The 12,292-nt window shown below is 60.0% G+C and carries 11 protein-coding genes; all 11 read left to right on the forward strand.

Going from position 1 to position 12,292, the window contains the following annotated elements:
• On the forward strand, nt 1–1,572 hold the full coding sequence (locus GOX53_RS23485; RefSeq protein ID WP_171180725.1) for an acyl CoA:acetate/3-ketoacid CoA transferase: 1,572 nt from the start codon (nt 1–3) through the stop codon (nt 1,570–1,572).
• Nucleotides 1,569–2,336 (forward strand): enoyl-CoA hydratase/isomerase family protein, encoded by a 768-nt coding sequence (locus GOX53_RS23490; protein WP_171180727.1) that lies wholly within the window; start codon nt 1,569–1,571, stop codon nt 2,334–2,336. The genes GOX53_RS23485 and GOX53_RS23490 overlap by 4 nt, the downstream gene beginning before the upstream one ends.
• 31 nt (nt 2,337–2,367) lie before the next feature.
• Complete coding sequence (locus GOX53_RS23495; RefSeq protein WP_254446732.1) at nt 2,368–3,864, forward strand: aldehyde dehydrogenase family protein; 1,497 nt, start codon at nt 2,368–2,370, stop codon at nt 3,862–3,864.
• 40 nt (nt 3,865–3,904) lie between these two features.
• On the forward strand, nt 3,905–5,155 hold the full coding sequence (locus tag GOX53_RS23500; RefSeq protein WP_171180730.1) for an ABC transporter substrate-binding protein: 1,251 nt from the start codon (nt 3,905–3,907) through the stop codon (nt 5,153–5,155).
• Nucleotides 5,156–5,240: 85 nt separating this feature from the next.
• Entirely contained in the window at nt 5,241–6,134 is an 894-nt protein-coding gene (locus GOX53_RS23505; RefSeq protein ID WP_171180732.1) for a carbohydrate ABC transporter permease, read from the forward strand.
• On the forward strand, nt 6,134–7,015 hold the full coding sequence (locus GOX53_RS23510; protein ID WP_171180734.1) for a carbohydrate ABC transporter permease: 882 nt from the start codon (nt 6,134–6,136) through the stop codon (nt 7,013–7,015). The genes GOX53_RS23505 and GOX53_RS23510 overlap by 1 nt, the downstream gene beginning before the upstream one ends.
• 5 nt (nt 7,016–7,020) lie before the next feature.
• Nucleotides 7,021–8,133: an ABC transporter ATP-binding protein gene (locus tag GOX53_RS23515; RefSeq protein WP_171180736.1), complete on the forward strand. Its 1,113-nt coding sequence runs from the start codon at nt 7,021–7,023 to the stop codon at nt 8,131–8,133.
• Nucleotides 8,133–9,629, forward strand: a complete 1,497-nt coding sequence (locus GOX53_RS23520; protein ID WP_171180738.1) for a GMC oxidoreductase — start codon at nt 8,133–8,135, stop codon at nt 9,627–9,629. The genes GOX53_RS23515 and GOX53_RS23520 overlap by 1 nt, the downstream gene beginning before the upstream one ends.
• Nucleotides 9,626–10,384, forward strand: a complete 759-nt coding sequence (locus GOX53_RS23525) for a 3-ketoacyl-ACP reductase (protein ID WP_171180740.1) — start codon at nt 9,626–9,628, stop codon at nt 10,382–10,384. Before GOX53_RS23520 ends, GOX53_RS23525 begins: the two co-directional genes overlap by 4 nt.
• Nucleotides 10,385–10,393: 9 nt before the next feature.
• Nucleotides 10,394–11,986 (forward strand): GMC family oxidoreductase, encoded by a 1,593-nt coding sequence (locus tag GOX53_RS23530; protein WP_171180742.1) that lies wholly within the window; start codon nt 10,394–10,396, stop codon nt 11,984–11,986.
• Nucleotides 11,983–12,291 (forward strand): Dabb family protein, encoded by a 309-nt coding sequence (locus GOX53_RS23535; RefSeq protein WP_171180745.1) that lies wholly within the window; start codon nt 11,983–11,985, stop codon nt 12,289–12,291. The genes GOX53_RS23530 and GOX53_RS23535 overlap by 4 nt, the downstream gene beginning before the upstream one ends.
• The last annotated feature ends 1 nt before the right edge of the window (nt 12,292 follow it).

A 12,292-nucleotide genomic window follows, 5' to 3' on the forward strand; every position in this document is an offset into this window, starting at 1 on the left:
ATGAGCAAAGTCGTCTCTGCTGCCGATTCCGCCGCGCGAATTCCCGATGATGCAGTTCTGACCGTCTCGTCATCCTCATCCCTGGGGTGCCCTGATCTTGTACTCAGAGCCATTGGCGAGCGTTTCGATGCAGAGGCGCATCCGCGCAACATAACCTCACTTCACCCCATCGCGGCCGGTGACATGTATGGCGTCAAGGGAATGGATCACCTTGCCAAGGACGGTCTTCTGGCCCGGGTTCTGGCCGGGTCCTATCCCTCGGGCCCGTCCAGTTTTGAGATGCCCGAGATCTGGAAGATGATCGTTGAGGATCGGGTCGCCGCATACAATGTGCCGTCGGGCATCCTGTTTGATATGCACCGCGAAGCCGCGGCACGTCGCCCGGGCGTGCTTACAAAGATCGGGCTCGAGACCTTCGTTGATCCTATCCGCGAAGGCTGCGCGATGAACGATCAAGGCGCGGCGGCGCCCATTGTGTCTCGCGTCGAGTTTGCGGGCGATACCTGGCTTCACTTTCCGAACGTGGTGCCAAATGTCTGCATCTTGAGGGCAACCACCGCAGATGAACGCGGGAATCTGACCTATGAGCATGAAGGGGCCTATTTGGGCGGTCTGGAGCAGGCGATTTGCGTGCGCAATCACGGTGGTCTGGTTATCGCTCAGGTCGAACGGGTAACTGCTGCGGGTAGCTTACGCCCCCATGACGTGCGTGTGCCGGGCCATCTCGTTGATCTGGTCGTGGTTGACCCCGACCAGAAGCAAACCTGTGAAACTCCTTACGATCCGGCGATCTCGGGGCAGGTCATGCGGCCCTGGGACAGCTTTGCCCTCACTGAGCACAGCGTTGAAAAGGTGATTGCCCGCCGGGCCGCACAAGAATTGCGGGTCGGTATGACCGCCAATCTTGGCTTTGGCATAAGTGCCATGGTGCCGCGCATCCTTCTGGAGGAGGGGCATCCCGAAGCGGTGACATGGGCCATCGAACAGGGTGCCGTTGGCGGAGTGCCTCTGACCGGTTTCGCCTTTGGCTGCGCATCCAACGCCGATGCGTTTGTCCCTTCGCCGCAGCAATTCATCTATTTCCAAGGCGCAGGTTTCGACATGTCGTTTCTGTCGTTCCTCGAGGTCGACGTGGAGGGCAACGTAAATGTCTCAAAACTTGGCAAGAAACCGTATCTCACCGCAGGCTGTGGCGGGTTTGTCGATATCACTGCGCAGGCCCGCCACATCGTCTTTTCGGGCCTGTTCGAGGCCGGGGCCCGGATTGATCTGAGCAATGACGGTGTAAAGGTGCTTGAGCGCGGTCGTTTCACAAAAATGGTTGAGACGGTTGAGCATGTGACCTTTGCGGGTCGGCGTGCCCGTGAGCAGGGCCAGAACGTTTTGTACATAACTGAACGATGCGTGATCCGCTTGACCGAGAATGGGCTGGTTGCGACCGAGATCATGCCCGGCATCGATGCGCAGGCCGACATCGTCGCCGCCTCGGACGGGCGGGTGACCATAGCCGAAAACGCGACGCTCATGCCTAAGACCCTTCTTTCAGAAGGGCCCGTGGGGCTTGCGCTATGAGTGATGTAACCCTGCATGTCGAAGCGGGCGTTGCCGTCCTGACGCTGGACAACCCGTCCAAGCTCAATGCGTTGACGATGGGGATGCTCGACACGCTCGGCAATCATCTCGACGCGCTCGAGATACGCACGGATGTTCGTGGCGTGATCCTGACGGGCGCTGGTGCAAAGGCGTTTTGCTGCGGTGCCGACATCGCGGAATGGGGGCCGCTCACGCCTTCCGAGTTTGCGCGACACTGGGTCCGCCGGGGCCACCGGGTGTTTGATCGTTTGGCGCGCCTGCATCTGCCGACGATTGCCGCACTGAACGGCCATGCGTTCGGGGGCGGGCTTGAGCTGGCCAGCGCATGCGATATCCGGGTTGTGGCGCCCACGGCTACTCTTGCCTTGCCCGAGGCACGCGTCGGAGTAGTGCCGGGCTGGTCGGGCACGCAACGCCTTCTACGGCTGTTGCCGGAACCGGTGGTCAAAGAGATGGCACTTTTTGGCCGCCGCATTTCGGCAGACCGCGCTGCCGCGTTTGGCTATGTCGCCGAAATTGCCGACGATGCCTTGTCTTTGGCCCAGGATATCGCCGCACAGCTTTCCGGTCTGTCGCCGCACGCCACCGAAGTCTCCAAGTCGATGATTCACGCGTCTCAGGGTGAAGACCGCGCCGCCATGGTCGAAGCGCTGGGAGGCGCGGCCATCGCTGCAAGTGAGGATCGGGCCGAAGGCGTCGCAGCATTTTTGAATAAGCGGCCAGCAGAGTTTTCCGGGCAATGACGACATGAAACAACTGACAATCAATCCATCGATGACAGCAGATTTGCCGGACGTGTTTGAGGGCCGTCATTTCATAGACGGGAAATGGCGGGATGGGCGAGAGACGTTCGAACGCGTCTCGCCGTCTCATGCTGTGGTGGTCAGCCGCTCGGCAAAAGGCGGTGTGGCCGAAGCCGAGGCGGCTATCGAGGCGGCGCGCCGGGCCTTCGATTCCGGCGTCTGGAGCCGCGCGTCAGGGAAGGATCGTGCAACCATCCTGCTCAAGGTTGCCGAACTCATTGAGGCCGATGTGGACCGTATCGCGCTCCAGGAAACTCTGGAAAGCGGCAAGCCTATCACGCAGGCGCGCGGTGAGGTGTCCGGGGCCGCCGACTTGTGGCGCTACGCGGCGTCGCTTGCCCGCAGCACTCATGGCGACAGTCACAACACGCTTGGCGACGACATGTTGGGAGTGGTGCTGAAAGAGCCGATTGGCGTGGTGTCGATCATAACCCCGTGGAATTTCCCATTTTGGATTCTCAGCCAGAAACTGCCTTTTGCACTGGCCGCGGGCTGCACCGTTGTGGTCAAACCATCCGAAGTGACGCCATCATCGACCGTGATGATGGGCGAGTTGCTGGAACAAGCGGGCCTCCCTGCGGGGGTATGCAACATCGTCCTGGGTTTTGGTGATCCCGTGGGCAGCCTGATGTCGACGCATGATGCGGTTGATATGGTGACCTTCACGGGCTCCACCGCTGTGGGAAAAGCGATCACCAAAGCCTCTGCCGGTACATTGAAAAAGGTCGCGCTGGAGTTGGGGGGCAAGAACGCGCAGGTGATCTTTCCCGATGCAAATCTCGACGATGCCGCGGATGCCGTGGTGTTCGGCGCTTACTTCAATGTTGGCCAGTGCTGTAATTCATCGAGCCGCCTCATCGTTCACGCAGACATTGCCCAAGACTTTGTGGCCCGTGTTGTGGCATTGTCGCGTGATGTGGTCTTTGGAGATCCTTTGAACCCTGACACGCAAGTCGGTGCGATCGTGACGCCGGAACATAACTCAAAGATCGATGGCCATGTTCGGGACGCGGTGGCCGCCGGGGCAAAGATCGAACTGGGAGGGGGATATCTCGACGTGCCCGGGCTGGGCCGGCAGTTCTATCAACCGACTGTGGTCAGCGGTGTGACGCCCGACATGGAGATTGCAGGCCACGAGGTCTTTGGGCCCGTACTCAGCGTTCTTGAGTTCAACACCCTTGACGAGGCGGTAACGCTAACAAATGGTACGAGTTATGGTCTGTCTGCGGGGGTCTGGAGCGAGAATGTTCATACTTGCCTTGCGTTTGCGCGCCGGGCCGAAGCGGGAACAGTGTGGACCAATACATGGATGGACGGGTTTCCGGAACTGGCCTTTGGCGGCGTAAAGCAATCCGGCCAGGGACGAGAAATAGGGCGATATGGGTTTGATGAATTCCTGGAGGTAAAATCGGTGGTGATGCGCGTCGGGCGCACACGCCCCTCATGGGTAAGATCGCGCGTGGCATGACGTGCGGGACAAATAAGAACGCAAAAGGGAGGATACCAACATGCGTGCAATTCTGAAGACAAAGGCGGCGGTTGTCGGCGCCCTGATGGCTTCGACAACGATGGCGTCAGCCGGTGATGTCGAGGTGCTTCATTGGTGGACATCGGGCGGTGAGGCGGCCGCGCTCAACGTGTTGAAACAGGACCTTGAAGGGCAGGGTATCGGCTGGACGGACATGCCCGTTGCAGGGGGCGGAGGCGAGCAGGCGATGACGGTGCTTCGTGCGCGCGTCACCGCCGGCAACGCGCCGACCGCCGTTCAGGGGTTGGGTTTCGACATTCTTGATTGGGGTAATCAGGGGGCGCTTGCCGACCTGAACGAAGTTGCCGCAAAGGAAGGCTGGGACGAAGTGGTGCCGGACGCGCTCAAGGCCTTTGCCAAGGTTGACGGCAAGTGGGTATCGGCCCCGGTGAACGTGCATTCCACCAACTGGGTCTGGGCCAACAAAGCGGTTTTGGATGCCAATGGCATTGGCGTGCCGACGAACTGGGAAGAGTTCACTGCGGCGCTGGATACGCTCAAGGCCGCAGGTATCACACCCATCGCACATGGCGGGCAGGCCTGGCAGGAAGCCACCGTTTTCGATGCCATTGCCATGTCGGTTCTGGGGCCGGACGGATACAAGGCCGCGTTCATCGACCTTGATGAAGGGACGCTGGGCTCGGACGCGATGAAAGAGGCGTTTGACCGCATGGCGGTGATCCGCGCCAATGTCGACGACAACTTCTCGGGCCGGGACTGGAACCTTGCTACTGCGATGGTGATCAATGGCGAAGCCGGCTTCCAGATGATGGGGGACTGGGCCAAGGGCGAGTTCCTGAACGCAGGGAAGGTTCCGGGTGAAGACTTCCTTTGCTTCCGCTTCCCCGGCACGACCGAGCAGGTCACTTTCAACGCGGACCAGTTCATGATGTTCGATCAGGGCGGCTCGGTATCGACAGAACAGGCTGCTCTGGCCTCGGCCATTCTGTCCCCATCGTTCCAGTCGGCATTCAATGTCGTGAAAGGGTCGGTGCCTGCGCGGACCGATGTCAGCGACGCGGACTTTGATGCGTGCGGCAAGCAGGGCATGAAGGATCTTGCGGCCGCTGCGGCCTCGGGCAACCTCTTTGGTTCCATGGCACATGGACATGCCGCACCCGCGTCCGTGAAGAACGCGATCTATGATGTCGTCACCGCGCATTTCAACGGCGAGTACGACAGCCAGACGGCTGTTGAAGAGCTGGTCGACGCGGTTTCGATCGCCAAGTGATCCTCCCCGATGGGGTGGCGGCTTCCGTCGCCCCATCACCTCTGGCGGCCACTGCGAAGAAGTAATCTGACGAGGAGGGCGCGTTATGGCTCATTCAGCCGACGCGGATTTCAAGACACGCCTGCAGGCATGGATCCCGAAACTGGTGCTTTCGCCATCGGTGGCCATGATGCTGGTCTTTGTCTACGGTTTCATCCTGTTTTCGGTTTATCTGTCCTTCACCGACAGCCGCCTGTTGCCCAGTTACGGTTGGGTGGGGTTCGAGAACTACTCGAAACTCTGGCGCCTCAGCCACTGGGAAATCTCGCTGAAGAACATGGGCATCTTCGCCGCCCTCTACATCTCGATCTGTACGGCGATCGGCCTGGGGCTGGCCATTTTTCTTGATCAGAAAATCCGGGGTGAGGGCCTGCTGCGCCCGATTTACCTCTATCCCATGGCGTTGAGTTTCATCGTCACTGGCACCGCGTGGAAGTGGTTTTTGGACCCAGGTATTGGGCTGGAAAACGTGATGCACACCTGGGGCTGGGAAAGCTTCAGGTTCAACTGGATCAAGGATCGCGACTTTGCCATCTACACCGTCGTTATCGCGGCGGTCTGGCAGACCAGCGGGTTTGTCATGGCCATGTTTCTGGCGGGTCTGAGAGGGATCGACAACGAAATCCTAAAAGCGGCGCAGATGGATGGGGCCAGCAACTGGAACCTCTATCGCCGGATCATCATTCCGCAGTTGCGGCCCGCCTTCCTGTCGGCCTTCGTGATCCTGTCGCACTTGGCGATCAAGACCTTTGACCTGGTCATTGCGTTGACCGGAGGAGGCCCCGGGCGCGCCACGGAGCTTCCTGCGACGTTCATGTATTCCTACACGTTCAGCCGGAACCAGATGGGCATTGGCGCGGCGTCAGCCACGATCATGTTGATGACCATCGCGGCGATCATGATCCCATACCTCTATTCAGAACTGCGGGAGAAACGCTGATGTCCGTTGCTTCTCAGGATACCGCCATCCGAACCGGCCGTGTGACCCGCAAACTGATCTATCTGGTCCTCGTTCTCTTCGCGCTGTTTTACATGCTGCCGCTTTACGTGATGCTGGTGAATTCGGTTAAGCCGCTCTCGGAAATCACCGGGGGCGGGATGATGAACCTACCGCAGGCCTTCACGCTTGAACCCTGGGCCAAGGCCTGGTCATCGGCGCAGATCGGTGTGGAGCCCACTGGGCTTGCCCCGTATTTCTGGAACTCAATCAAGATGGTTGTGCCGGCTGTCGCGGTGTCGACCGTTCTCGGCGCGCTCAACGGCTATGTGCTGACCAAGTGGCGGTTCAAGTATGACACCATCCTCTTCGGCCTCATGCTGTTCGCCTGCTTCATCCCGTTTCAGATCGTGCTGATTCCGATGGCACGGATGCTTGGGCTCATGGGGCTTGCGGGCACGACCTGGGGGCTGGCCCTGGTGCATGTCGTCTACGGTATCGGCTTCACCACGCTCTATTTTCGCAACTACTATGCCGTATTCCCGACCGAGCTGATCCGGGCCGCGCAGATCGACGGAGCCGGGTTCTTCCAGATCTTCTGGCGCATCCTGCTGCCGTCCTCGGGGCCCATCGCGGTGGTGTCGGTCATCTGGCAGTTCACCAACATCTGGAACGATTTCCTGTTCGGGGCGTCCTTTGCCGGTGCGGACAGCCAGCCGATGACCGTTGCCCTCAACAACCTCGTGCAAGCCTCGCATGGCGTTAAGGAGTACAACGTTCATTTCGCCGGCGCGATCCTTGCCGCCATGCCCACTCTGCTCGTCTACATCGTTGCCGGGCGCTATTTCGTCCGCGGCCTGATGGCCGGTTCCGTGAAAGGATAAGACCCATGGGGTTTCTTGATATCGACAACACCACCAAATCCTACGGGTCGGTCGAAGTTCTGCACAAGGTCGACATTTCCATCGAAGAGGGCGAGTTCCTTGTTCTTGTCGGACCCTCCGGCTGTGGGAAATCGACACTCCTCAACATGATCGCCGGGCTTGAGGAAATCACCAGCGGCGAGATCCGCATCAAGGACAATGTGATGAACGGGGTGCACCCGTCCAAACGCAACATTGCCATGGTTTTCCAGAGCTACGCGCTCTACCCGAATATGACCGTCGGCCAGAACATCACCTTTGGCCTCGAAATGCATGGGGTTGCCAAGCCCGAGCGGGAAAAGGCGATGCAAGATGTCGCGAGGCTGTTGCAGATCGAGCAATTGCTCGACCGCAAGCCCGGGCAGCTCTCGGGTGGTCAAAGGCAACGTGTCGCCATGGGGCGCGCGCTTGTCCGCAATCCGGATGTGTTCCTGTTCGACGAACCCCTGTCGAACCTGGATGCCAAGCTGCGCGTGGACATGCGTACCGAGATCAAGAAGCTGCATCAAAGTCTTGGCACCACCATCGTCTACGTCACCCATGACCAGATCGAAGCGCTGACGCTGTCCACCCGGATCGCGGTCATGAACGGCGGCTATGTTCAACAACTCGGGACGCCGCAGGAGATTTACGACAAACCCGAGAATATTTTCGTGGCGACGTTCATGGGGTCTCCGGCAATGAATGTCGTCCCGGCGGTGGTGCGCGTGGATGGTGGCGTGCCGCAGGCCGAGATCGTTCTGTTCGACGGTTCGAAAGCGCGGCTGCCTTTCAGCCAGCCGAACCTTACGGCCTGGGATGGACGGGATATCCTCCTTGGCATTCGGCCTGAAGCGATCACGGATCATGACAGCGCCGATCGCAAGTCAGGGAATATTGCGTCTCTGAGCAACCGCATTGTAGTGACCGAACCTGCCGGGTCAGACATGTTCGTGTCGATGCAACTTGGCGGCAAGGACGTGATTGCCCGAATGCGCTCGGACGCCGATGTTCGAGCGGGGCAGGATTTTGAGTTTGCGGTGAACATGGAAAAGGCCATCGCGTTCGATCCGGAAACCGAAGCTCGCATCCAACCGTAATGCAGCCCGACATTGTCATAATCGGATCGGGGATGGGCGGCGCGACGCTCGCCGCCGCGCTGGCCCCGTCTGGCCGCAGGATCCTGATCCTGGAGCGCGGAGAAGCCCTGAGGCCGTCCGCAGCCGACCGCAATGCGCAGGCGATATTCGGCGATGGCGTCTTTCGTCCGGATGAGGAATGGCTTGACGGTGTCGGTCAGCGGTTCAATCCGGGGAACTTCTACAACGTCGGCGGCAATTCGAAGTTTTATGGCGCCGTAATGATCCGGTATCGGGAACAGGATTTTGCACCGATCCAGCACGCCGGAGGCAAGACCCCGGGCTGGCCGATTTCTTATCGGCAGTTGGAACCGGACTACCTCGCCGCTGAGCAGCTCTATCAGGTGCGGGGAAAGGCCGGGGAGGATCCGACCGAGCCCAAGCGGTCCGGCGATTTCTGCCATCCGCCTGTGCCGGACGAGCCCGATATCATTGATCTGCGCCGGCGTTTGCGTGGCGTCGGGTTAAACCCGGCCTCACTGCCCCTTGCGGTGGATATCGACACCTGGCTTGCCGCCGGTCAGCACCCCTGGGACGGTCATCCCGATACATGTGGGGGCAAGATGGATGCGGAAACCGTTGGGATCAATTCAGCCCTCGAACATGCAAATGTTGAGCTTATGACCGGTTGCCATGTTACCAGTCTGACTTCGGATGCCAGCGGGCACATCACGAACGTTTGCTACACCCGAAACGGAATGCAGGAAACGGTTCAGGCCCCGATTGTCGTCCTGTCCGCTGGTGCTGTGCAAAGCGCGGCACTGCTGCTGGCATCGGCCAATGACAACTATCCCACAGGTTTGGCGAATCGCTCGGATCAGGTGGGGCGGAATTTCATGAACCACAATTGTTCTGCCGTGCTGGCGCTCCATCCATGGCGCAAGAACCGGGCGGTTTATCAGAAAACGCTGATGGTCAATGATTTCTACATCTCTGATGGTGGGGGAGGCGCACCGCTGGGCAATATCCAGCTATTGGGCAAAATCTCGGGGCCAATCCTGGCGGCGGTCTCGCCATTGCCACGATGGCTGGCTGGACTGATCGCCGCCCGGTCGTTTGATTTCTACGCCATGTCCGAAGACCTGCCCAATCCCGAGAGCCGGGTTACCCTGAGGAACGGCCAGATCACGTTGGACTGGCAACGTTCGAACTGGGCCGCGCATGAAGCCTTGGTGTCGAAGTTGAAGTCCTGCCTGCGTAAGGCGGGGTTCCCGATTGTCCTGTCGCAGGCCTTCGACCGGCGCACCCCGTCGCATCAATGCGGGACGGCACGCATGGGGGACGACCCAAACAGCAGCGTTGTCGACACCTATTGCCGGGCACATGACCATCCGAACCTCTTTATCGTTGATGCGTCGGTGTTGCCGACCTCGGCGGCGGTCAATCCCGCCCTGACCATTGCCGCGCTGGCCATGCGTGCCGCGCGACACATATCCGAAACGGAGTTTGCAGCATGACACGGGTTGCGCTTGTCACTGGAGGGCAACAGGGCATCGGCCTGGGTATCGCGCGGCAACTGGCACAGGCCGGGTTTCACGTGGCCGTCGCCTCGCGTTCGACAGCGGATACCGAGGCGGTCCGCACTGCGCTTGGCGATCTGGGGAACACCGCACGTTATTTCCGGCACGATGTGTCCGACATTGATCACATCCCGGTCCTGCTGGATGCGATCGAGGCAGAGATGGGACCGGTGACAACGCTGGTCAACAACGCAGGCGTCGGGGCGCCGGTCCGGGGCGACTTGCTCGATCTTCTCCCGGAGAACTGGGATTTCGTGCAGAACATCAACCTGCGCGGAGCGTTCTTTTTGGCCCAGGGCGTGGCGCGGCGGATGCTGACGCAGCCGACAGACGGCTACCGCTCCATCATCTTCGTCACGTCGGTCAGCGCCACAATGGTCTCCTCCGAGCGTGCCGAATACTGCGTGTCCAAGGCGGGGGCATCCATGATGTCCGAGCTCTTTGCCGTGCGTCTGGCCCCGCATGACATCGGGGTGTTCGAACTGCGGCCCGGCATCATCTCAACCGAAATGACCGCCGGGGTGCGCGACAAATACACCTCGCGGATCGAAGGTGGGCTGGTGCCGGCGATGCGATGGGGAGAGCCACAGGATATCGGTGAAATCGCGGTGTCCATGGCCACCGGTCAAATGCGCTTTGCCAATGGCGCGGCCATTCCCGTCGACGGCGGGCTGTCAATTCCGCGCCTGTAGAGACCCGACATGACCAAGGGATACGATTTCATCATCATTGGCGGCGGTTCGGCAGGGTCGGTGCTGGCCGCGAGGCTTAGTGAAGTGCGCGACGTCAATGTCCTGCTGCTGGAGGCCGGCGGACGTGATCGCCACCCGTTTTTTCACCTGCCAGCGGGCTTTGCCAAGATGACGAAGGGCATCGCAAGTTGGGGCTGGTCGACGGTTCCACAGCGCCACATGAAGGACAAGGTCTTCAACTACACGCAGGCCAAGGTGATCGGCGGCGGCTCGGCGATCAATGCCCAGATCTACACCCGTGGCAACGCTCAGGACTATGACGAATGGCGACAGCTCGGATGCGAAGGTTGGAGTTACTCCGATGTGTTGCCCTATTTCCGCAGATCCGAAGACAACGACACGTTCAACAACGAATACCACGCCAAAGGCGGTCCCCTTGGTGTCAGCCAACCCGCCGCCCCCTTGCCGATTTGCGAAGCTTACATCGAAGCAGCGAACGAGGTCGGCATTCCCCGCATGGAGGACTGCAACGGTGAAAAGCAGGATGGCGCGGGGTTCTATCAACTCACCCAGCGGAACGCGCGGCGTTCGTCGGCGGCAATGGCGTTTCTTGCGCCAAACAGGGGGCGCCCGAACCTGACCGTCCGCACCGACGCGCACGTGCGCCGCATCCTTGTCGAGAGTGGGCGGGCAACCGGCGTGGAACTGCTCGACGGGTCCCGTATTTCGGCTGATCGAGAGGTCGTTCTCTCATCGGGGGCGATAGGTTCACCCCGACTTCTGCAACTCTCCGGTATCGGTCCTGCGGATGAACTTCGGAGGCTTGGAATAGACGTGGTTTTGGATCAGCCGAACGTCGGGGCCAATCTGCAGGATCATCTGGACCTTTACGCAATCTGCGAAGTGACCGGCCCCCATACCTATGACCGCTTTGCCAAACCGCATCTGTCGGCGATTGCCGGGCTGCAATACCTGTTCACTCGGAAGGGTCCCGTGGCGTCCAGCCTCTTTGAAACCGGGGGGTTCTGGTATGCCGACCCGGACGCGCGTTCGCCGGACATCCAGATGCATCTGGGTCTGGGCACGGGTATCGAGGCCGGGGTTGCCGCGATGCCCAATGGTGGGGTGACGCTGAATGCCTGCTTTTTGCGGCCCCGGTCACGGGGCAGAGTTCGGTTGCGCTCAGCCAATCCGGACGACATGCCACTGATCGATCCGAATTACCTTGCCGATCCCTATGATCGCGAGATGTCAATCCGTGGCCTCAAGCTTGTCCAGAACATCCTCGCGCAGGATGCCTTGAAACCCTACATTCTGGCTGAACGGCTTCCCGGGCCGGACATTCGGACCGACGAGGACTATTTCAACTTCATCTGCGCGCACTCGAAAACCTCGCACCACTGCGCGGGAACCTGTCGTATGGGGGTGGATGAAGGTGCGGTTCTTGACCCGCGTCTGAGGTTCAACGGGGTTGACGGCCTGCGCGTGGCGGATGCCTCGATCATGCCCACAGTCAACTCTTCGAACACGAATGCCCCGTCAATCATGATCGGTGAGAAGGCTGCCGACATGATCAAACAAGATCAGGAGCTTTACCAATGATCCGCCATATCGTCCTGACCCGGTTCGCCACTGAAACCTCTGAACAGACGATCGCGGACATCTATTCCGGGCTGGCCCGCGTCGCCGAAACCTTGCCTGGCGCGCGCAACTTTGTTGGCGGACGCTCGGAAAGCCCAGAACAGATTGAGCGCGGATATATGCATGGCTTCACCATCGACTTTGATGGTTGGGACGCGGTGCAGGCCTATGCCGATAACGAAGAACACAAGGCGCTCGGCGGTCAGATCGTTGCCAATGCACAAGGTGGGCTGGACGGTGTTCTGGTCCTCGATATCGAAACGTGAG

It is taken from the genome of Ruegeria sp. HKCCD8929, from assembly GCF_013031405.1.
Lineage (GTDB): Bacteria > Pseudomonadota > Alphaproteobacteria > Rhodobacterales > Rhodobacteraceae > Ruegeria.